The following is a 22,999-nucleotide window of genomic DNA, read 5'->3' on the forward strand; positions in this document are numbered from 1 at the left end:
GGAAAGGCCCCGCGAACGATGTTTGACGCCGAGTCGGACCGGACACTCGCTGCCGGTACCCCCGTCACCGGCGGGCAATCCGGCATCTGGCTCGCCCAGCAGATCGAGCCGGAGAGCTCGGCCTACAACGTCTCGTTCGTCCTCGACCTGCGCGGAGACATCGACCTGGACCGCCTGGCCGCCGCCGTCCGGCAGACAGTCGAGGAGGCCGAGAGCCTGCACGTCCGGATCGTCGGCGACAACGGCGCACCGCGCCAGGTGGCATCGCCCGTCCCGGTCGACGTCCCGACCGTCGACCTGCGTGGCGAGTCCGACCCGCTGGACGCGGCCCACCGGTGGGCCGAGGCCGAGCGGGACCGCCCCACCGACCTCGCGTCCGCCCCGCTCTACGCCCACGCGCTGCTCCGCCTCGCGGACGACCGCGTCTGGTGGTACCAGCGCTACCACCACATCGTCATCGACGGCGTCGGCATCATCCGGATCTCCGGCCGTGCCGGTGACCTCTACACCCACGGCGACCGGGCCACCGCCCCCGACTGGTCGCTCTCCCGGCTGGTCGACGCGGACGCCGCCTACCGCGCCTCCGAAGAGTACGGCGAGGACCGCGCGTACTGGCTGCGGCGCATGGGCGACCGGCCCGAACCCGTGCGGCTCGTCGAGCGGTCGTCGGGGATGACCAAGCGGCGTCTCCGCCGCACGGCCGAGCTCCCGGCGCCCGCCGTCGCACGGCTCCGCGACGCCGCGGCCGCCGCAGGCGTCCAGCTCTCCCGCATCCTGCTGTCCGCCGTCGCCGCCTACCTGCACCGGACCACCGGCGAACAGGACCTGGTCCTCGGCCTGCCCGTCACCACCCGGCAGGACCCGGCGACCCGGCACGTCCCCGGCATGGTCTCCAACATCCTGCCGCTGCGCCTCACCGTCCGTCCCGACATGACCGGCGTCCAGCTGGTGGCGGCGGTCGGTACGGCGGTCGCCGAGACCGTCACCCACAGCCGCCACCGCGCCGAGGACCTGGCACGGGACCTCGGGCTCGTCGACGGGGTGCAGGAGCTCGTCGGCCCCACGGTCAACATCCTCCCCAGCGGCGAGCGGATCCGCTTCGGCGCCCTCGACGCCGACCTCGCCCCGATGTGGCTCGGCCCGGTCAGCGACCTCGCCATCACGTTCGGCGACTTCCAGGCCGGCCAGGGCCTGCGCGTCCTGCTCGACGCCGACGCCGACAGGTGCGACGAAGGGAAGCTGATCGAGCACGAGCGGCGTTTCCTCATGCTGCTCCACGCTTTCGCCCGGGACCTGACCTGCCGGGTCGGGCATCTCGAACTCACCACCGGCGCCGAACGCGCGCAGCTGCTCGACGGGTTCGGCGTGGCACCCCGCGAGGTGGCCGAACTCTCCTGGCCCGCAGCCTTCGAGCGGCAGGTACGGAGCACACCGGACGCCGTCGCCCTGGTGTACGAGGACCGTGAACTGTCGTACGCGGAGCTCAACGCCGCCGCGAACCGCCTCGCCCGGCTCCTCGCCGCCCGGGGCGTCGGCCGCGAGGACGTCGTCGCCGTGGCGCTGCCCCGCTCCCCGGAACTCGTCATCTCCCTGCTGGCCGTGATGAAGGCAGGGGCGGCGTACCTGCCGCTGGACGCCGACCACCCGCAGGACCGGATCGCGTACATGCTGGACGACGCGGGCGCCCGGACCGTCGTGACCACACGCGAGCTGTCCGCGGATCTGCCCGCCGCGCCGGGCGTCGTGCATGTCCTGCTCGACGAGCCGTCCGTGGCCGCCGAGTGCGCCACCCATGACGAGAGCGACCCCGGTGTGGCCGTCGCCCTGAATCAGGCCGCGTACGTCATCTACACCTCGGGCTCCACCGGACGCCCCAAGGGCGTCGTGGTTCCGCACGACGGCGTCGGCAGCCTCATCGCCACCGCCACCGACCGCATCGGCATCACCGCCGACAGCCGCGTCGTGCAGTTCGCGTCCGTCGGCTTCGACGTCACCGTCTGGGACCTGATCATGTCGCTGTGCGTCGGCGGCCGGATCATCGTCGTCCCCACCGAGCGTCGCGTCGCCGGGCCGGCCCTCACCGACTACATCGCGCGCCACCGCGCCACGCACATGATCCTGCCGCCGTCGCTCGTCTCGGCGCTCCCGCAGGACTGCGAACTCCCCGACGGCTCTGTGCTGATCGTCGGCACCGAAGCGGTTCCCAGCGAACTGATCGCCCGCTGGGCCGGGCATGTCCAGGTCGTCGTCGCCTACGGTCTCACCGAGGCGAGCGTCAACTCCACGCTGTGGGTCTCCGACGCCGACCGTCCGGGCCCCGCCCCGATCGGCGTCCCCGACCCCAACACCCGTGCCTACGTGCTCGACTCGGCTCTCCGCCCCGTCCCCGTCGGCACCGAGGGCGAGCTGTACGTCGCCGGGCGCGGCCTCGCCCGCGGCTACCTGGGCCGGGCCGGGCTCACCTCGGAGCGCTTCGTGGCCGACCCGTTCGGCGGGCCGGGCGCGCGCATGTACCGGACGGGCGACCGGGTGCGCTGGGGCGCCGACGGCAACCTCGAGTTCCTCGGCCGCGCGGACGGCCAGATCAAGATCCGCGGCCACCGCATCGAGCCCGGCGAGATCGAGAGCGCCTTCATGGCCTGCCCCGGCATCGCCCAGGCCGCCGTCCTCGTCCGCGAGGACCACCGGAACGTGAAGCGGCTCGTCGCCTACCTGGTCGCGGAGGCCGGCGCCGGTGCGGCCGCTGCCCACGGTGCCGGTCCGGACGCCGAGGCCGCCGTGGCCGAGGCCCGTGCCCGGATCGCCGGCACCCTCCCGGACTACATGGTTCCGTCCGCCGTCGTGCGCCTCGACGGAGCACTGCCGCTGACGCCCAACGGTAAGCTCGACCGCCGCGCCCTGCCCGCGCCCCGGTGGACGGCGATGGGCGGCGACGACGCGCCCACCACCCCCGCGGAGACCGCACTCGCCGGGCTGTTCGCCGACGTCCTCGGTCTGCCGTCGGCGGGCGTCCACGACAGCTTCTTCGAGCTGGGCGGCGACAGCATCGTGGCGATCCAGCTCGTGAACCGCGCCCGCGAGGCCGGTTTCGCGCTCACCCCGCGCGATGTGTTCCGGCACCGTACGGTCGCGGCACTCGCCCGCCTCACGGAAGAGGCGGCGGACACCCCTCGCGCCCTGAGCGGTGACCTGCCCGCCCCGTTCTCGCTCGTCACGCTCACCCACGCCGAGCGCGCCGAGTGCGAGGCCGCCGTCCCGGGCCTCGTGGACGCCGTTCCGGCCACTCCGCTCCAGGAAGGCTTCTACTTCCACGCCTCCGTCGACGAGACCGGCGCCGACGGATACGCCGTGCAGGACACCGTCGAACTGGCCGGCGACGTCGACCCGGAGGCGCTGCGGCTCGCCGTCCAGGGCCTCCTCGACCGCCACCCGCTGCTGCGCGCCGCCTTCCACCAGCTGCCGGACGGCAGGATCGTGCAGCTCATCGGCGAGCGCGTCACCCTGCCCTGGCGCTTCGACGACCTGTCCGGCCAGGACCCCGACAGTCGTGCGACGACCGCCGAGGCCATCGGGGCGCAGGAGCGGGCGGAAGGATTCGACCTGGACGTCCCGCCCCTGCTGCGGGCCGCCCTGATCCGCCACGGCGCCGAGCGTTCCCAGCTGGTGCTGACGCTGCACCACATCGTGGTGGACGGCTGGTCGGTGTCGCTCCTCATGCGCGAACTCCTCAGCGGCTACCGGCCCGGCGGCGAGGCTCCCCGGCAGGGGGAGGACCCGGCGTACCGGGCGTACGCCGGCTGGCTCGCCGCACGCGACCGGAACGGCGCGCTGAGCGCCTGGCGCGACGCCCTCGCCGGGTACGACGGCCCGGCCAGGCTCCCCGTACGAGGTGCGGACACCGGCGAGCGCCGGACCGGCACGATCGCCGTGGAGCTGACCGCTGCGGACACCGCCGCCCTCACCGCACGGGCCCGCGCGCTGGGACTGACGCTCGGCAGCGTCGTCCAGGGCGGCTTCGGACTCCTGCTCGGGGACGTCACCGGCACCCGCGACATCGTCTTCGGCAGCACCGTCTCGGGCCGCCAGGCCGCCGTCGAAGGAGTGGAGACCCTTGTCGGCCTCCTCATCAACACCCTTCCCGCGCGGCTGCGGTGGCGCCCCGAGCAGTCGCTCGTCGACGTCCTCTCGCGGTTCCAGGACGAACAGGCCGAGCTGCTGGACCACCAGCACGTGGGCCTCGCCGACATCCAGCGAGCCGTGGGACGCGGCGAGCTGTTCGAAGCACTGGTCGTCGTCGAGAACCTCCCCGGGGCCGGCGAGCCCTGCGACCCGGCCGGACTGGTCCGGATCACCGGCTCGCACATCCGCGACGCCGTCCACTACCCGCTGGCCCTCACCGTCCTGCCCGGTGAACGGCTCCGGCTGCGCCTCGACCACGATCCGGCGCGCCTCGAACCGGCGGCCGCCCGCCGGTTCGCCGACCGGCTGCTCGCCCTGCTCGACCAGCTCGTCACGGACCCGCTCCGCCCGGTGGCGCGACTCGCGCTGCGCACCCACGACGAGGAGCGGACCGCCCTCGACCGTCTGGCCGGCGCGGACCACGCCCTGCCCGGCGACACGCTGCACGCGGCCTTCACCCGGCAGGCCCGCCGGACCCCGGACGCGACCGCGCTGATCCACGAGGCGGGACGGACGACCTACGCCGAACTGGACGCGCGCGCCGAGGCACTGGCCGGAAGGCTGCTCTCCCTGGGCGTGACGCCCGAGTCCGTCGTCGCCGTCGCCGTGCCCCGGTCGGCCGAGACGCTGATCGCGATGCTCGGCGTGCTCAAGGCGGGCGCCGCCTACCTGCCGGTCGATGTCGACTACCCGGCCGACCGGGTGCGGTACCTGCTCGAGGACTCCGGGGCGCGCACCGTCGTCGTCACCGCCGCGTCCCGGACCCGGCTGCCCGCACTCGACGGCGTGACCCACGTCGTCGTCGGCGAGGAGACGGCCGGCGCCGATCCCGTATCCGGTCCTGTGTCCGCAGCCGTCCACCCGGACAGCGCCGCGTACGTGATCTACACCTCCGGCTCCACCGGCCGCCCCAAGGGCGTCGTCGTTGCGCACCGCGCGGTCGTCGGCCAACTCCTCTGGACCGCCGAGCACTTCGGGTACGGCCCCGACGAGCGGGTGCTGCACCAGTACTCGACCAGCTTCGACCCGTCCGTACTGGAGATCTTCACGCCGTTGCTCACCGGCGGCACCGTGGTGATCGCCCGGCCGGACGGACACCGGGACCCGGCGTACCTCGTCGACCTGATCCGCGGCGAGCGGGTCACCAGCGTCGACCTCGTGCCCTCTCTCTACGGCGCGCTGCTGGCCGAGGACGAGGCGGGGGAGTGGTGGGCGAGCCTGCGCCGCGCCTTCAGCGGCGGTGAGGCCCTGCCGGTTCCGCTCGCCCGTCGTTGGCAGGAGCGCACCGGAGTACCGCTGTTCAACGTGTACGGACCCACCGAGGCCGTCATCCAGGTCACGAGCTGGGAAGCGGGCCCGGCCCCGGACGGGGCCACCGTGCCCATCGGGCGGCCGGTGTGGAACACCCGCCTCTACGTCCTCGACCGCTGCCTGCGACCCGTCGCGGAGGGCGAGCCGGGCGAGCTCTACATCGCGGGCGCACAACTGGCCCGCGGCTATCACGGACGCGCCGCGCTGACCGCGGAGCGTTTCGTCGCCGATCCGTTCGGCGGTCCGGGAGGGCGGATGTACCGCACCGGAGACATGGTTCAGTTCAGTGGAGACGGTGTGCTCACCTACCTCGGGCGCACCGACCACCAGGTCAAGATCAGGGGTAACCGGGTGGAGCTCGGGGAAATCGAAGCCCGGCTGCGCGACGAGCCGGCCGTCGCCGAGGCCGTCGTCGTGGCACGCGACGACGAGCGGGGAGTCAAGCAGCTGGTGGCCTACCTGGTCCCGGCCGCCGGTGCGCGGGACCTGGACACCGAGGCCGTACGCGCCGCGCTGAGCGACTCGCTGCCCGCGCCCATGGTGCCCAGCCACTTCGTACGGCTCGACGCGCTGCCGCTCACCCCCGGCGGGAAGACCGACCTCAAGGCCCTGCCTGCCCCCGAGGCGCCCAGGCGCAGCCGTCACGCGAGCGCACGCGAAGGCTGCGAGCAGCAGCTGTGCGGCATCTTCGCCGAGGTGCTCGGCATCGACGGGGTCGACGCCGACGAGGACTTCTTCGTCCTGGGCGGCGACAGCATCCTGTCCATGGCGGTCTCCAGCCGCGCCCGCAAGGCGGGCCTGCCGGTGACCCCGCGCGACGTCTTCGAACACCGCACCCCGGCCGCCCTGGCGGCCACCGTCGCCGATGCGGCGCCGGCGACCGCGGCACCCGTCGCCGACTCCGACGGCGTCGGTGACGTACCGCTGCTGCCGATCGTCCACCAGCTCCGCGAGGACGGCGGCACGATCAGCCGCTTCAACCTCTCCATGCTGGTCCAGGCGCCCGCCGCCGCCGACACCGAGAAGCTGACGCGTGTCCTCCAGGCAGTCCTCGACCACCACGACGGCCTGCGACTCACCCTCACCCGCATGGACCTCGGCCCGGCGATCCCCGCCCTCTGGTCCGCGCGGACGATGCCCGCGGGTTCCCTCGACGCGGCCGGACTGCTCCGCCGCGTCGACGCATGCGGCCTCGACGAGTCCGCCTTCCGCACGGTCATCCGCGAGGAGTCCGACGCCGCGGCGAACCGCCTCGACCCCGACGCCGGCGTGACGGTGCAGGCCGTCTGGTTCGACGCCGGTACGGACCGGCCCGGCCGACTGCTGCTCGTCGTCCACCACCTCGTGATCGACGGCGTGTCCTGGCGCGTGCTCCTCGGCGACCTCGCCACCGCGTGGGACGCCGTCGTACGAGGCGAGTCCCCGGAGCTCGAGCCGGTGCCGACCTCTCTACGGAGGTTCGCCCGCGACGTCGCCGAGCAGGCCACCTCCCCGCAGCGGCAGGCCGAACTGCCCTACTGGGCCAAGACGCTGGCACCCGGAGCCGACCTGGTCGCCGGAGCCACCCGTACCGGAACGGCCGGTGCGGCGCGGGAGCACGTCGTCACCCTGCCCGCCGAGGACACCCGCGCGCTGCTCACCGCCGTACCCGCGGCGGTCGGCGCCGACGTCACCGAGGTCCTGCTCGCGGCGCTGCGGCGTGCCGTCACCCAGTGGCGCCCCGACGCCGACGGCGACCTGCTGGTCGACCTGGAGCGCCACGGACGGGACGGCACGGACGCCGACCTCTCGCGCACCGTGGGCTGGTTCACCAGCCTCCACCCGGTGCGTCTGCCCGCCGCCGACGACCCGCTCGACACGCTCAAGCAGGTCAAGGAGTCCGTGCGGTCCGCCCCGGACTCCGGCGCCGGATACGGCATGCTGCGCTACCTCAACCCGCAGCTCGCTCCCGTGTTCGCAGGGCTGTCCACCGCCCAGGTGCTGTTCAACTACTTCGGTCGCCTCCCCGCCGAGCAGACCCACGACTGGGCGCCCGCCGTCGAGTCCGACGCGCTCGCCGTCGAGCCCGACGCCGACCTCGCGATGCCCTACCCGCTCCAGGTCAACGCCGTCTGCGCGGAGACCCCGAACGGCCCCGAGCTGCGCGCCACCTGGACCTGGCCCGAGGGCGACGTGGTCACCGCGGAGGACGTGCGGGCACTGAGCCGCGCCTGGGCCGACGCCCTGCGCGACCTCGTCGCCACGACCGCCGCCCCCGGCGCCCGGCCCTCCCTCACCCCCTCGGACGTGCCGCTCGTCGCCCTCACCCAGGCCGGCATCGAACTGGTCGAGCGGGTGAGCCCGGCGCCGGTGGCCGACATCTGGCCGCTGTCGCCGCTCCAGGAAGGCATCTACTTCCACGCCAGCTACGACACGACCGCGCTCGACGTCTACACCGCTCAGGACACGTTCGACTTCGACCGCCGGCTCGACGCCGACCGGCTGCGCACCGCCGTCGCGACCCTGCTGCGCCGGCACCCCAGCCTGTGCGCGGGCATCGTCAGCGACGGCCTGCCCGAGCCGGTGCAGTTCGTCTGCCCGGCCGCCGAGCTGCCCGTACCGCTCACCGAGGTCGACCTGACCGGCCTGACCGAAGCCGAGCGCCAGACCCGGCTCGCCCAGATATCCGACACCGACCGGCGCCGGCGGTTCGATCTCGCCGCGCCCCCGCTGTTCCGGCTCACCCTGATCCGGCTCACCGACACCACCGACCGGCTGATGCTCAGCCATCACCTGGTCGCGTGGGACGGCTGGTCCCAGTCCCTCTTCCTCGACGAACTGCTCGGCCTGTACGCGGCGGCCGGCGACGACAGCGCCCTGCCCGCCGCCGGAAGCTACCTGGACTACCTGAGCTGGCTCGCCGGCCAGGACTTCGACGCGGCCCGCGAGACCTGGCGCGCCGCCCTCGCCGGACTCGACGAGCCGACCCTCGTCGCCCGCGAGCGCGGTGACGAACCGACCATCCCGCGCCGCCGCACCCTCAGCCTCGGACGAGCCCTCAGCGACCGGCTGCGCAGCTCCGCCCGCGAGCACGGACTGACCATCAACGCGGTGCTCTCCGCCGCGTGGGCGCTCGTCCTGTCCTCCACCGTGGGCCGTGACGACGTGGTGTTCGGCGCCACGGTCGCCGGACGCCCGGCGGACGTGCCCGGAGTCGACACGACGATCGGCATGTTCCTCAACACCGTGCCCCAGCGGATCACCCTCGACCCGGCCGAGCCGGTCGGGGACCTGCTGCGCCGCATCCAGACCGAGCGCGTCGCCCTGATGGACCACGAGTACCTGGGACTCGCCGAACTCCAGCGGGCCGGCGGGCACCCCACCCTCTTCGACACCCTGTACGTCCTGCAGAACTTCGCCGACGAGGGCGCCTTCCAGCAGCTCACCGAGCGACATGGCATCACGGGCGTGGGCAGCGTCGACGCCACCCACTACCCGATGACCCTGATCGTCAACCCGGCCGAGACGGTCCAGGTCAAGCTGGAGTACCGCCCCGACCTGGTCGAGGACGAGCAGGCCACGGCCACGCTCGACCGCTTCGGCGCCCTGGTGGAGCGGCTCATCGGAGACCTGACGACCCGGGTCGGCGCCCTGGACCTGCTGCTGCCCGGCGAGCGGGAGTCCCTTTCCGCCGACTGGGCGGGCAGCCGGGAGCCGGTACCGAACGAGACCGTCGCCGACATGCTGGCCGCTCAGGTGGCCCGTACCCCCGACGCCGTGGCGCTGGTGTTCGGCGATCAGGCCCTCACGTACGCCGAACTCGACGCGCACATCAACCGGCTCGCCCGGCTGCTGCTCGCCCGGGGGGCGGGACCGGAGAAGGCGGTCGCGCTCGCGCTGCCGCGCTCCATCGACATGGTGGCCGCGCTGTTCGCCGTCCTGCGCACGGGTGCCGCGTACCTGCCGCTGGACCTGGACCACCCGGCCGACCGGCTGCGGCTGATGGTCGAGGACACCCGGCCGCTGTGCCTGCTGTCCACGACCACCGTGGCCCCGACCCTCCGCGGCGAGAGCGGCCCCGCCGCGCCCGAACTCCTCCTGGACGACGAGGCCGTGGCCGCCGAACTGGCCGCGCTCCCCGGCACCGAGATCACCGACGCCGAGCGGCCCGCGTTCGCCCACGACCGGGCGGACCGCCTGGAGCACCCGGCGTACGTCATCTACACCTCGGGCTCGACCGGCAAGCCCAAGGGCGTCGTCACTCCGTACCGGGGCCTGACGAACATGCAGCTCAACCACCAGGAGGAGATCTTCGACCCGGCCATCGCCTCGGCCGGCGGGCGACGGCTGCGCATCGCGCACACCGTGTCCTTCGCCTTCGACATGTCCTGGGAAGAGCTGCTCTGGCTCGTCGAGGGCCACGAGGTCCACGTCTGCGACGAAGAGCTGCGCCGCGACGCCGAGGCCCTGGTCGCCTACTGCGACCGGCACCAGGTCGACGTGGTCAACGTGACGCCCACGTACGCCCAGCTCCTCATCGAGGAGGGCCTGCTCGACCAGGACGCGGCAGTCGGAAAGCACCGGCCCGCCCTGGTCCTGCTCGGCGGCGAGGCCGTCTCCGACACGGTGTGGAGCAGGCTCCGCCACACCGAGGGCACCTACGGCTACAACCTGTACGGGCCCACCGAGTACACGATCAACACGCTCGGCGGCTCCACCATCGACAGCGCGACCCCCACGGTCGGCCGGCCCATCCGCAACACCCGCGCCTACGTCCTCGACGCGATGCTGCGGCCCGTTCCGCCGGGCTGCCCCGGTGAGCTGTACATCGCGGGTACCGGTCTGGCCCGCGGCTACCACGACCGGCCCGGCCTGACCGCGGAGCGGTTCGTCGCCGATCCGTTCGGCGGTCCGGGAGGGAGGATGTACCGCACCGGCGACCTCGTACGCCGGCGTCCCGACGGCCTGCTCGACTTCCTCGGCCGCACCGACGACCAGGTCAAGATCCGCGGCTACCGCATCGAGCTGGGCGAGATCGCCTCGGCCCTGTCCACGCACCCCCAGGTCGCGCACGCCGCCGTGGTCGTCAACGAGGCCACAGGAACCAAGCGCCTGGTCGGCTACGTCGTCCCGGAGGACGGCGCCGAGGCGGGCGAGGAACTGCTCCAGCGGCTGCGCGACCACCTGAAGGCCGGACTGCCGGACTACATGGTCCCCTCCGCACTCGTCGCCGTGGACACGCTGCCGCTGACCGTCAACGGAAAGCTCGACGTCAGGGCGCTGCCCGCCCCGGACTTCGGCGGTACGGGCCCCAGCCGGGCCCCTCGCACGCCGCGGGAGGAGACCCTCTGCGCCCTCTTCGCCGAGGTGCTCGGCCTGCCCGAGGGCAGCGTCGGCATCGACAGCGATTTCTTCGAGCTGGGCGGCCACTCGCTGCTCGCCACCCGTCTGGTCAGCCGCGCCCGCACCGCGCTCGACGCCGAACTGGCCATCCGTGACCTCTTCGAGGCGCCGACCGTCGCGGAGCTGGTGGAACGCGCGGCCCGCTCCGGTGGCGCCGCCCGCCCGGCGCTGACCGCCGGCGAGCGGCCCGACGAGCTGCCGCTGTCCCACGCCCAGCAGCGGCTGTGGGTGATCCAGCAGATCGAGTGCACCTCCGCCGCGTACAACTTCCCGCTGGTGATGAGGCTGCGCGGCGCCCTGGACGTCGACGCGTGGACCGCCGCGCTCGCCGATGTCACGGCCCGCCACGAGGCCCTGCGCACGGTCTTCGCCGAGCGCGACGGCCAGGCGTTCCAGCGAGTCCTGCCGGCCGAGGAGGCCCGGCCCGTGGTCGAGCTCGTCCGCGCCACCGAGGACGAGGTGCCCGGCATCGTCGACGCGGAGACCAACCGGCCCTTCGACCTCGCCGCCGAACTGCCCTTGCGGGCCACGGTCGTGGAGGTCGCGCCCGACGACCACGTCGTCATCCTGCTGCTGCACCACATCACCACCGACGAGTGGTCCGACCGCCCGTTCCTGCGCGACCTGGCCACGGCGTACGAGGCGCGCCTCGTACACGGCACGGCCCCGGACTGGGAGCCGCTGCCCGTCCAGTACGCCGACTACGCACTGTGGCAGCAGCGGCTGCTGGGGGACCCCAACGAGACGGACAGCCTGGCTGCCCGTCAGCTGGAGTACTGGCACTCGACGCTCAGCGGGGCGCCCGAAGAGCTCGAACTGCCCACCGACCGGCCCCGGCCCGCCCGCCCCGCGTTCTCCGGAGCCGAGCTGGACATCGACTTCGATGCCGACGTCCACGAGGGTCTGAAGCGGCTCGCCCGCGAGACCGGCGCCAGCATGTTCATGGTGGTGCACGCGGCCGTTGCCGCCCTGCTGCACCGCATGGGCGCGGGTTCGGACATCCCCCTCGGCTCGCCCATCGCGGGCCGCGGTGACGAGGCGCTGGACGACCTGGTCGGCTTCTTCGTCAACACCCTCGTGCTCCGCACGGACCTCAGCGGCGACCCGAGCTTCACCGAGCTGCTGACCCGGGTCCGCGAGACCGACCTGGCGGCCTTCTCCCACGCGGACGTGCCGTTCGAGTCGGTCGTGGAGAAGCTCAACCCCACCCGCTCGCTGTCCCGGAACCCGCTGTTCCAGGTGATGGTCGGCTACCACGCCCGCACCGGCGACGAGCTCGAACTGGCCGGGCTCCAGGTGGAGTACGTGCCGTTCCGTATCCGCTCCGCGAAGTTCGACCTGGTGTTCAGCTTCACCGAGCACACGGCCGCCGACGGCCTTGCGGGCTCCCTGGCCTGCCGCCTGGAGTTCGCCACCGAACTGTTCGACCACGAGACCGCCGAGCGGATCGGCGACCGGCTCCGGGCGCTCGTCGCCGCCCTTGTCGCCGCGCCCGAGCGACCCGTCTCGCAGGCGGAGATCCTCGCCGCCGACGAGCGTCACCTCGTCCTGGAGGGCTTCAACGGCAGCCCGCGGCCCGTCGACGAGGAGACCCTGCCGGCGATGTTCGCGCGGCGGCTCGCCGAGCGGCCCGACGCGATCGCCGTCGTGGACCGCTCGCACTCGGTGACGTACGAGCGGCTCGACGCGCGGTCCAACCGGATCGCCCGGCTGCTGGCCGCGCGCGGTGTGGGCGCGGAGAGCGTGGTCGGCGTGGCCGTGCCCCGCTGCGCCGACATGATCGCCACGGTGCTCGCCGCGCTCAAGCTCGGTGCCGCGTTCCTGCCGCTCGACCTGGCCCACCCCGCCGACCGGCTCGGCTACATGATCGAGGACTCGCGGGCGGCCCTCGTGGTCGGCACCGAGTCCGTGGCCGGGAAGATCCCGGACGTGGCGGGCGTACCGATGGTGCTGCTCGACGAGCCGTCCGTCGCCGCCGAGCTGGACGGTCTGCCGGAGACCGCCGTCGGGAGCGGACCGGTCGGCCTGGACCAGGCCGCGTACGTGATCTACACCTCGGGCTCGACCGGACGTCCCAAGGGCGTGGTCGTCCCGCACGAGGGCATCGCCAGTCTGGTGGCCACCGCTGTCGACCGGATGGGCCTCGAGCCCGGCAGCCGTGTGCTCCAGTTCGCCTCGATCGGCTTCGACGTCTTCGTCTTCGAGCTGTCGATGGCGCTGTGCCACGGCGGCCGGCTCGTCCTCATCACCGACGAGGCCAGGGTCGCCGGGCCCGCGCTGACCGACTTCCTCGCGGACCAGCGGATCAGCCACATGATCCTGCCCCCGTCCCTGGTGTCGGCGCTGCCGCCCGGCTGCGAGCTGCCCGAGGGCTCGACCGTCCTCGTCGGTACGGAGACGGTGCCGCCGGACCTGTTCGAGCGCTTCGGCACCACGGCCCACCTGATCTGCGCGTACGGACTCACCGAGGCGACGGTCAACTCCACGCTGTGGCCCGCACGCGAGCACGGTGGCCGGCCCACCGGCCGGGTCCCCATCGGCCGACCCGACCCCAACACCCGCTGCTACGTCCTCGACGACAACCTGCGGCCCGTCCCGCCCGGTGTCGTCGGCGAGCTGTACGTCTCCGGACGCGGCCTCGCCCGCGGCTACCTCGGCAAGGCCGGGCTGACCTCGGAGCGGTTCGTCGCGGACCCCTACGGCCCGCCCGGCGGCCGCATGTACCGCACCGGCGACCGCGCCCGCTGGCGCACGGACGGGAACCTCGACTTCCTGGGCCGGGTCGACACCCAGGTGAAGGTGCGCGGCTTCCGTATCGAGCTCGGGGAGATCGAGGCGGCGCTCGCCTCGCACCCGTCGGTCGCGCAGGCCGCCGTACTGCCGGACCGCGACGGCGACATCGTGCGCCTGGTCGGGTACGCCGTACTGGAGGCGGGAGAGGCCGGGGAGGCAGCCCCGCAGGAGCTGCGCGCCCATGTGGCGGGCCACCTGCCGGAGTACATGGTCCCGGCACTCGTCGTACCGCTGGACGGCCCCCTTCCCCTGACCCCCAACGGCAAGCTGGACCGCAAGGCGCTGCCCGCGCCGGACTGGTCCGCGATGACCGGCGACGCGAGCCCGGCGACGGAGACGCAGGCCCGCCTGGCGGACCTGTTCTGCGAGATCCTCAAGCTGGAGAAGGTCGGCATCCACGACAACTTCTTCGCGCTCGGTGGCCACTCCATGGCCTCGATGCGGCTCCTGGGCCGTATCCGCGCGGAGTTCGGCGTCGAGCTGAGCATCCGGGACGTCTTCGACGCGCTGACCGTCGCCGGCCTCGCCGGCAAGCTGGAGGGCGCGGCGGCCGCCCGCCCGGCGCTGCGGCCCGCCGAAGACACCGAGGACACTGCCGGCGCCCCGCTGCCGGTCGCCCCCGTCCAGCGCTGGGAGTGGGAGTCGCACCGCCGTACCCCGGGCTTCGACCACGCGCTGGCCCTGCGTGTACCGGAGGGTGGACTCGACGCCGCCGCACTCGCCGACGCCCTCGCCGATGTGGTGGCCCGTCACGAGCCGCTGCGCACGGCGTTCGCCGAGCGCGACGGTGTGGTGCTCCAGCGGTCGGCCGAGGCCCCGGCCCTCGCGCTCGACCCGTGCGCGGACCTGGACGCCCGCCTGGCGGAACTCGCCGCGCAGACCCCGGACCTGGAGCGCGAGGCCCCCCTGCGGGCGACGCTGCTGACGGACCCGGCCGGTCACCAGGCTCTTCTCCTGACCTCGCACTACCTGGCGGTGGACGAGTGGTCGGTGGTGCCGCTGTTCCGTGACCTCACCACGGCGTACGCGGCCCGCACGGAGGGCCGGACGCCCGAGTGGGAGCCGTTGCCGGTGACGTACGCGGACTACACCCGCTGGGCGCACGAGGTCCTCGGTGACCTGTCCGACCCGGAGAGCCGGGGCGGGCGGCAGCTCGCCTACTGGCGGCAGACGCTCGAAGACGTCCCGGCGCAGCTGGCGCTCCCCACGGACGCCTCGCGCCCGGGTGCCGAGGGCAGCGACCACCTGGGATTCGTCCTGGACGAGCAGCTGCACGCGGCCGTGGACGAGCTGGCCCGGACGACGGGCACCAGCATGTTCATGGTGCTGCACTCGGCCCTCGCCGCGATGCTCACCGCCCACGGTGCGGGCACCGACCTGCCGATCGGTACGATGGTCGCCGGCCGTGGCGACGACCAGCTGGCCGACCTCGTCGGCTGCTTCCTCAACACGGTGGTGCTGCGCACCGACACGGCGGGCGATCCGACCTTCGCGGAGCTGCTGACCCGGGTACGGGAGACCACCCTCAGCGCCCTCGACCGGCAGGACGTGCCGTTCGACGAGGTCGTCCGGGCGACCGGACTGCCCCCCCAGGGCCCGCAGGTCATGGTGATCCACCACGAACAGGCGGATCTCGGGCAGCTGGAGGGCGGCATGGGCTCCTTCCACGCCGTTCCGACCGGCTCGGCGCGGGCGGAGCTGACCCTCAGCTTCTACGAGCCGCAGGGCGACGGACCGGTGCACTGCGAGCTGATCCACGCGGTCGGCCTGTTCGGCCCGGACAAGGCCCGGCAGCTCGCCGAAGAACTTCAGACACTGCTGCGCACCGCAGCGGCCGACCCCGAGCAGCCGATCTCCGAGCTGTTCACCGCAAAGTCCACGAGGAGTGACGACGTATGAGCACCAACCCGTTCGAGGACCCGCAGGGCCGCTTCCTGGTCCTGGTCAACGACGAGGACCAGCACTCGCTGTGGCCCTCTTTCGCCGAGGTGCCGGCCGGGTGGCGCGTCGTCTTCGGCGAGGAGACGCGGGAGGCGTGCCTCGCCTACGTCGAGACGAACTGGACCGACCTGCGCCCCAAGAGCCTGGTCGCCGAGCAGGGCTGAACCCGCCGCAGCGCACCGTACCGCCGCCCGCCGAGAGGGATTCCTCTCGGCGGGCGGCGGCGTGCGTCGACGAACTGCGGGAGGCGGCCCGCGCGGTCGTCCCGGCTACTTCGGATCGCGGTCGAAAACCGCCTTCGACCAGAAGGAGCCGAGCGCGGAGAGAGCCAGGCACCAGGCGACCGCGAGCCATCCGTTGTGCCCGATCTCGCTGCCGAGCAGCAGCCCGCGCAGGGTCTCGATGGCCGGCGTGAACGGCTGGTACTCGGCGATCGGCTGGAACCAGCCCGGCATCGCGTCGACCGGGACGAAGGCGCTCGAGATGAGCGGCAGGACGATCAGCGGCATGGCGTTGTTGCTCGCCGCCTCGGCGTTCGGGCTGACCATGCCCATCCCGACCGCGATCCAGGTGAGCGCCAGGGCGACCAGCGCCATCAGCCCGAACGCCGCCAGCCACTCCAGGGCCGTGGCATCCGTGGCCCGGAAGCCGATGGCCACGGCGACGGCACCCACGAGGACCACGCCGGCCACCGACTGCAGCACGCTGCCGACGACGTGCCCGATGAGCACGGACCCGCGGTGGATCGCCATCGTGCGGAAGCGGGCGATGATGCCCTCGGTCATGTCGTTGGAGACGGACACCGCGGTCCCGACCACGGTGCCTCCGATGGTCATCGTCAGGATGCCCGGCACGACGTAGGCGATGTACTCGGAGCGGTCGGCGCCGCCGCCCATGCCCGCGCTCATCACGTCACCGAAGATGTAGCCGAAGAGCAACAGCAGGACGATCGGCGTCAGCAGCAGGTTCAGGGTGAGGGACGGGTAGCGCCGCGCGTGCAGGAGGTTGCGGCGCAGCATCGTGGACGAGTCGCGCACGGCGAGGGAGAGGGAGCTCATCGGACAGCCTCCTCGGGGGGCTGGTTGGTGCCGCTGGTCAGGGCGAAGAACACGTCGTCGAGGTCGGGGGTGTGCACGGTCAGCTCGTCCGCCTCGATGCCGGCGGAGTCCAGCCAGTCGAGGAGGGAGCGCAGCTCGCGCTGGGTGCCGTCGCTGGGGATTTGCAGCGACAGCGCCTCGTCGTCCCGGGTGACCTCGCGCAGCGTGAGGGCGGCGCTCCGATAGGCGGACGGGTCGGAGAAGCGGAGCCGGACATGCCCGCCGGGGATCAGCCGCTTCAGCTCCTCGGCGGTGCCCTCGGCCGCGATCCTGCCGTCGTCGAGCACGGCGATACGGTCGGCGAGTTGGTCGGCCTCCTCCAGGTACTGCGTGGTGAGGAGGACGGTGACGCCGTCGGAGACCAGCTCGCGGATGATCTGCCACATGGTGTGACGGCTGCGCGGGTCGAGACCGGTGGTCGGCTCGTCGAGGAAGATCATCCGCGGGTCGCCGACCAGCGTCATGGCGATGTCGAGGCGGCGCTTCATGCCGCCGGAGTAGGTGGAGGCGGGCTTTTTCGCGGCGTCGACGAGGTCGAAGCGCTGCAGCAGCTCGGCGGCGGTGCGGCGGCCCTCGCTGCGGGAGAGGTGGTGCAGGTCCGCCATGAGGAGCATGTTCTCCTCGCCGGTGATCAGCCCGTCGACGGCGGAGAACTGCCCGGTGACGCCGATCGCGGCGCGCACCCCGTCCGGTGACGTGGCGATGTCGTGGCCCGCGACCTGGGCCTGCCCGCCGTCGGCGGCGATGAGCGTGGACAGGATCTTCACGGCGGTGGTCTTGCCGGCGCCGTTCGGCCCGAGCAGCGCGAACACGGAACCGGCCGGGATACGCAGATCGATGCCGTCGAGCACGGTCTTGTCGCCGTACGACTTGCGCAGACCGACGGCGGAGACGGCGGCGGACGACTGCGGACCGTCACCCCGCCTGGACGTGGGCATGACAGATGATGGCATGGAGCCCTCCCGTTCGAAGGGTGAAGTGACTGGGGTGAGCGGGCGATTTCGCGGGGCCGGTGCTCAGCCCCGGGCGCGGCGGACGTCGATGTTGCCGTACCGGGTGCGGGCGCGGACCTTGACGGTGTCCTCGGTCTGCTCCGGGGTCTCGGACGCGGTGAGCGTGTTGCGCACCTGGCCGGAGCCCGAGCTGACGTCGAGCCAGGCGGCCGTGCCCTGGCGGATGCCGACGTCGATGGCGCCGTAGGAGGTCTCCAACTGGACGGTGCCGCGGGCCACTTCGTCCACGCGCAGGGTGCCGTGGGCGGTGGTGGCGGTGACCGAGTCCTCGGCGCGCCGGATCTCGATGTCGCCGTTGGCGCCGCTCACCCGCAGCTCGCCAGTCGCGGCGCCGACGGTCGTGGTGCCGTGCGAGTTCTTCAGGACGGCGGGGCCGTCGACGAGGCCGACGCGCAGGCTACCGGAGCTGGTGGTGATCTCGGCCGTGCCCTCGACCCGCTCCACGGTGATCGAGCCGTGCGACGCGGTCAGCTTCAGCGGGCCGGTGGCGTCGAGGCGGACGTCGCCGGACGAGGTCTTCACGTGGACCTCACCGAGCCGGCCCTCGCCGAGCACCTGGACCCAGGCGCCGGTCATGTCGACGCGCGAGCCCGTGGGCAGTTCGACCGTCACGTCGACGGTGCCGGTGCGGCCGAGGCCGAGCAGATGGGGTTTGGGCGTCCTGACGGTCAGTACGCCGCTCGCGTACGTGACCTCGGTCTGGTCGGCCGCCCGTACGTCCTGGTCCTTCTTCGGGTCGCGGGGCTGCACCTCGACGACGGTGTCGAGGCGGTCGCCCGCGGTGAACTGGATGGAACCGGCCTCCACGTGCGCCGTGGCCGAGATCGGTTCGGGAGTGTCGAAAGAAGGCATGGTTGTCCCGTTCTCTTGGGTCTTCAGGGCGTCCCCGCTGGTGGGACGTGGTGTGGGTGAAGTGGTGCGGGCGCGGGCGCGGCTAGCGCACCCAGCCCGTGAAGCTCTGTCCGATGGTCTGGGTCTTCTCCGTCGTACGCGGCCGGGTGCCGCCGTCGACCGCGGCCGACACGGCGCGCACCAGCCACGCGTTGACCGACAGGCCCTCGCGGCTCGCGGCCTCCTCGGCGCGTGCCTTGAGGTGGGCCGGCAGGCGCAGGTTGACGCGGGCGGTGCCGCCCTCGTCGCCCTCGGCGGGCGCCTGCGCCTTCAGCGGTTCGACGGGCGCGGCCTGCTCCGCGGGGCCGCCGTCGGTGGGCGGCAGCGTCACCACGAAGTCGGGGTCGAGCCCGCGCAGCCGTACGTCGACCGAGCCGGGGGCGAGCTCGCGGGTGATCTCGTCCATCGCGGCGGAGAGCACATTGAGCAGGGTCAGACGGGTCGCCGACTCCAGAGGAGCGGAGAGCCGCTCGGCCAGCGCGCGGGCATCCGCCCCGCCGGCTTCGGCGGCCACCGCCAGTTCGCGGCGGAGGGTGTCGACATACGGGGTGAGGTCCATGGCGTCATCATGGCACCACTGTGGTGTCATGTGCAAGCCCTAGGGACGCCTTTGGGTGGGGTGTGCTCAAGGGAAACCGCTCCTACCTGCGGAAACGTGAAAGAGGGCGGCCCGAGTCATGGTGGTGCCATGTGGCTCATGTGGTTCGAGGGGCATGAAATGGCGCCGGGTGGCACCAAACGGTGCCACCCGGCGCCATGCGAGGTCGCTGCCGGCCCCCCGACGCTGCCGGATCCTCCGGGATCTTCCCGGAGAACGCCGCCGGCCGACGGCTCACGCCTTTCGCGGCGGCTCCCGGCGGCTGTCGGACCAGGCCGACCAGAGAGCGGCGTAGCGGCCGCCCGCCGCGACCAGTTCGTCGTGCGTGCCGGTCTCGGCGACCCGGCCCTGGTCGAGTACGACGACGCGGTCGGCGGTGGCGGCCTGGGGCAGGCGGTGCGCCACCATCAGGCCCGTACGGCCTTCCAGGGCCCGTACGGCGGCTGCCTCCAGGACGCGTGCGCCGGCGCTTCCCGCGTCTGCGGTCGCCTCGTCGAGGATGGCGATCGGCGGGTCCGCCAGGACCAGGCGGGCCAGGGCCAGGTGCTGTGCCTGGGTCACCGTGAGCCGGTGCCCGCCCTCACCGACCACCGTCGCGAGACCTTCGGGGAGCGCTTCGACCCAGTCCAGGGCTTCCACCTGGGCCAGCGCCGCGCGCAGTTCCTCGTCCGTGGCCTCCGGCCGCGCCAGCCGCAGATCCTCGGCCAGGGGCCCCGCGAACACATGGACCTCCTGGCTGATCAGCGTCACGGCGCGCCGGACTCCGGCCGGGCCCAACTCGCGGGCCTCGACGCCGCCGAGCACGATCGAACCGCCGGACGCGTCGTGGACGCCCGCGACCAATTTCGCCAGAGTGGTCTTCCCGGCGCCGCTCGCGCCCACCAGAGCGACCCGTTCGCCGCTGCGGACGTCCAGGTCCACGTCGCTGAGGACCGGGTGGCCGTCGACGTACGCGTGGCTGAGCGCGGAGACCTTGACCGAGCCGTCCACGGGCTTCTCCGCGGTGCCCGGTTCGGGCTCCGGCTCGACGGGCAGGTTCGACACCCCCACCAGGCGGGCGAGACTCGCGCCGGCCGACTGCGCGTCGTCGATGAGGAACAGGGCGGCGTTGATCGGATTGAAGAGGCTGTGGAAGTAGAGCGCGGCCGCGGTCGCCGTGCCGATGCTCACGGAGCCGTTGTCCACGAGGAAGAAGCCCGTCACCAGAACGCCGGTCAGACCGATGAACTCCGCCGCGTTGAGACGGGAGAAGAAACCGGAGACCAGCCGGATGCCTTGCAACGCCAGGTCGACGGCCTCCCCGGACCGCCGCTGAAGTGCCTGCGCGTGGCCGGCGGTGAGCCGGAACGCCCGTACGGTGCGGACACCGCCGACGCTGTCGAGGAGCTGGTGCTGCAGGGCGCCGCTCGCCACACGGTGCCGGGCGTACACCGACGCGGCGCGCGGGATGTACCAGCGGACCGTCAGGACGTGCACCGGCACGGCCAGCAGGACGGCGAGCAGGAAGCGCCAGTCCAGTACGGCGAGCCCGACGAGCGTCAGCGCGATGGTGAGGAGCGCCGCGGCGAACTCGGGCAGCGCCTGGCGTACCGCCTTCGCGATGATGGTGACGTCGCCGGTCACCCGGGAGGTCAGGTCGCCCGAACCGGCCCGCTCGACACGTTCCAGGGGCAGGCGCAGTGCCCGCCCGACGAATCGCTCGCGCAGGTCCGCGAGGACGGTCTCGCCGAGGCGGGCGACGAGCGATTGGCCGATCGCGGTCGCCACGCCCCGGGCCACGGCCACCGTCAGGAGCAGCACCATCGGTACCGTCAGCGCGCCCGCGCCGCGCCGCGCGGCGACGAGGTCGACGATGCGTCCGAGCAGCGGGGCGGTGAGCAGGCCGATGCCCGTGCCGGCGACGAGCACGGTGACCGCGAGTACGGTCAGGAGCCGGTGGTGCCGCAACAGCGCCCGGACGGCGGCGAACGTCTGTGCGCCGGTCGCGGTGGGCAGCAACTCGCGGTCCCCGCTCGCGCCGCGGTCCGCCGTACGGGGTTCGGTCATCTCGCGTCCTTCGTCGTTCACGGTCATGCCAGCACCGCCGCGCGGTATGTCTCGTGGGAGGCGACGAGTTCCGGATGGCGGCCGTCGGCGGCCACGGCGCCGTCGTCGAGCAGCACCACGCGGTCGGTCGCGGCGAGCAGCGCGGGGCTGGTGGTGACCAGGATCGTCGTACGGCCGTCCCGAAGTTCCCGAAGGCGGGCGGCGATACGTGACTCGGTGACCGTGTCGACCGCGGTCGTCGGGTCGTGGACGACGAGCACCGGGGGGTCGGCGGCGAGCGCCCGGGCCAGGGCCACCCGCTGACGCTGACCGCCGGACAGGGACCGGCCGCGTTCGGCGAGGACCGTGGCCGTGCCCTGGGGGAGCGCCCGCGCGACGTCGTCGGCGGCGGCCGCGGCCAGGGCGGGCGCGAGGTCGGCTTCCCCGGCGCCGGACCCCGCCCGCACGTTGTCGAGCAGACTGCTCTCGAACAGATCGGCGTCGTGGTGGGCGACGAGGATCGCGCGGCGGGCGCTCTGAGGGTCCAACTCGGTCAGTGGTACGCCGTCGAGTTCGACGGCCCCTTCGGCGGGGTCGAGTTCCCTGCCCAGGCAGAGCAGCAGGTCGTGCGCCGCCGCCGGGTCCTTCGCGACGACGCCGATGACGGAGCCGGCGGCGATGTCGAGGTCGACACCGCGCAGGGCGCCGTGTCCGAGCCCGCGCAGCCGGACTCCTCCGCAGACGGGACCGGGAAGCGTGGTCCGTCCGGTCGCGACGGCGGGCGGCGAGGCGAGCACCTCGGAGATCCGGTCGGCGGAGGCACGGCCGAGCGCCAACTCGCCGTTGACGTACGTCAGGAGCTGGAAGGGGCCGAGGAGGTACTGGGCGAGTCCGACGGCCGCCACGAGTTCGCCCACGCTGATCGAGCCGCGCATGGCCAGATGGGCGCCGGCGAGGCCGATGGCCGCGATGAAGAGGCCGGTGAGGGCGAGGATCGCGCCGTCGTGCCAGGCCCGGCTGCTGGCGGCCCGCAGCGCGGCGGCCAAGGAGTCCTGGCTCGTGCGCCGGTACCGGGACACGGCGGCGGCCTCGGCCCCGATGCCCTTCAGCACCCGCAGACCCGCGACGAGGTCGGCGGCGACGCCGGAGGCGTGCGCGGCACGCTCCTGCTCGATCTCGCTGCGCTCTTCGAGGGGGCGGCTGATCCGGTGGCCGAGCCACAGCAGGGGTGGGACGCCGAGCAGGATGAGCAGGCCGAGCGGCACCGAGACGCGCAGCAGCGCCACCGCGCTGACGACCAGCCCGGTGAGCGCCGATACGGCGTACGGCACGGCGGCCGCGACCGCTCCGACGCGTGTCGCGTCACCGGTGGCGACGGCCGTGAGCGCGCCGGGCAGCCGTCCGGCGTCGGCTCCGCCACGGGGGTCGAGCACCCTGGTGCCGAGGTCGACGCGGAGCTGGTGCGCCGCGTGTTCGCCCGCCCCGTCCGTGATCCTCGCGGCGGTCCGGTAACACGTGGACAGGACGAGGAAGAGGACGGCGAGGACGAGCAGCCAGCGCAGGAGAGCGGCGGAGGAGCCGGTGGACACGGCCCGGTCGATGATGACGCCGATGACGACGGGGACAAGGGCCTCGCACGCCTGGTGGCCCATGCCGAGGAGCGACGCCCCGACGACCCGTCGGCGCTGACCCCTGATCGTTCTGCGGAGGACGAGGCCCCCCGTCGGACCCCCCTCGTTCGGTCCCCCCACGGGCATGCGGTACCTCCG

General features: G+C 73.3%; 8 protein-coding genes. 2 read left to right on the plus strand and 6 right to left on the minus strand.

What is annotated here, in order from left to right; translation table 11 throughout:
* The first annotated feature begins 18 nt into the window (after positions 1-18).
* On the plus strand, positions 19-15,564 hold the full coding sequence (locus tag ACWD0A_RS01250; RefSeq protein ID WP_451293425.1) for an amino acid adenylation domain-containing protein: 15,546 nt from the start codon (positions 19-21) through the stop codon (positions 15,562-15,564).
* Positions 15,561-15,770: an MbtH family protein gene (locus tag ACWD0A_RS01255; RefSeq protein WP_307712103.1), complete on the plus strand. Its 210-nt coding sequence runs from the start codon at positions 15,561-15,563 to the stop codon at positions 15,768-15,770. The genes ACWD0A_RS01250 and ACWD0A_RS01255 overlap by 4 nt, the downstream gene beginning before the upstream one ends.
* Positions 15,771-15,875: 105 nt before the next feature.
* Here ACWD0A_RS01255 and ACWD0A_RS01260 read toward each other — a convergent pair whose 3' ends face one another.
* The 6 genes from ACWD0A_RS01260 to ACWD0A_RS01285 form a co-directional block, all read right to left on the minus strand.
* A complete protein-coding gene (locus ACWD0A_RS01260) occupies positions 15,876-16,664 on the minus strand; it encodes an ABC transporter permease (RefSeq protein WP_451293427.1) in 789 nt (262 codons plus the stop codon).
* Positions 16,661-17,641 (minus strand): ATP-binding cassette domain-containing protein, encoded by a 981-nt coding sequence (locus tag ACWD0A_RS01265; protein ID WP_451293429.1) that lies wholly within the window; start codon positions 17,639-17,641, stop codon positions 16,661-16,663. Before ACWD0A_RS01265 ends, ACWD0A_RS01260 begins: the two co-directional genes overlap by 4 nt.
* 78 nt (positions 17,642-17,719) lie before the next feature.
* A complete protein-coding gene (locus ACWD0A_RS01270; protein WP_451293431.1) occupies positions 17,720-18,568 on the minus strand; it encodes a DUF4097 family beta strand repeat-containing protein in 849 nt (282 codons plus the stop codon).
* An 82-nt stretch (positions 18,569-18,650) separates the two neighbouring features.
* The gene (locus ACWD0A_RS01275) at positions 18,651-19,166 is read right to left on the minus strand and encodes a toxin-antitoxin system HicB family antitoxin (RefSeq protein ID WP_451293433.1); all 516 of its coding nucleotides are present in this window, start codon (positions 19,164-19,166) and stop codon (positions 18,651-18,653) included.
* A gap of 273 nt (positions 19,167-19,439) precedes the next feature.
* Entirely contained in the window at positions 19,440-21,278 is a 1,839-nt protein-coding gene (locus ACWD0A_RS01280) for an ABC transporter ATP-binding protein (protein ID WP_451293435.1), read from the minus strand.
* A complete protein-coding gene (locus ACWD0A_RS01285; RefSeq protein WP_451293437.1) occupies positions 21,275-22,987 on the minus strand; it encodes an ABC transporter ATP-binding protein in 1,713 nt (570 codons plus the stop codon). Before ACWD0A_RS01285 ends, ACWD0A_RS01280 begins: the two co-directional genes overlap by 4 nt.
* Positions 22,988-22,999 lie beyond the last annotated feature (12 nt).

This window comes from Streptomyces sp. NPDC002867, from assembly GCF_053591895.1.

Bases quoted from the DNA above. Each gene is read 5' to 3' on its own strand.
- ACWD0A_RS01280 (WP_451293435.1), bottom strand. From the start codon at position 21,278: ATGACCGTGAACGACGAAGGACGCGAGATGACCGAACCCCGTACGGCG.
- ACWD0A_RS01285 (WP_451293437.1), bottom strand. From the start codon at position 22,987: ATGCCCGTGGGGGGACCGAACGAGGGGGGTCCGACGGGGGGCCTCGTC.
- ACWD0A_RS01265 (WP_451293429.1), bottom strand. From the start codon at position 17,641: ATGCCCACGTCCAGGCGGGGTGACGGTCCGCAGTCGTCCGCCGCCGTC.
- ACWD0A_RS01250 (WP_451293425.1), top strand. From the start codon at position 19: ATGTTTGACGCCGAGTCGGACCGGACACTCGCTGCCGGTACCCCCGTC.
- ACWD0A_RS01255 (WP_307712103.1), top strand. From the start codon at position 15,561: ATGAGCACCAACCCGTTCGAGGACCCGCAGGGCCGCTTCCTGGTCCTG.
- ACWD0A_RS01260 (WP_451293427.1), bottom strand. From the start codon at position 16,664: ATGAGCTCCCTCTCCCTCGCCGTGCGCGACTCGTCCACGATGCTGCGC.
- ACWD0A_RS01270 (WP_451293431.1), bottom strand. From the start codon at position 18,568: ATGCCTTCTTTCGACACTCCCGAACCGATCTCGGCCACGGCGCACGTG.
- ACWD0A_RS01275 (WP_451293433.1), bottom strand. From the start codon at position 19,166: ATGGACCTCACCCCGTATGTCGACACCCTCCGCCGCGAACTGGCGGTG.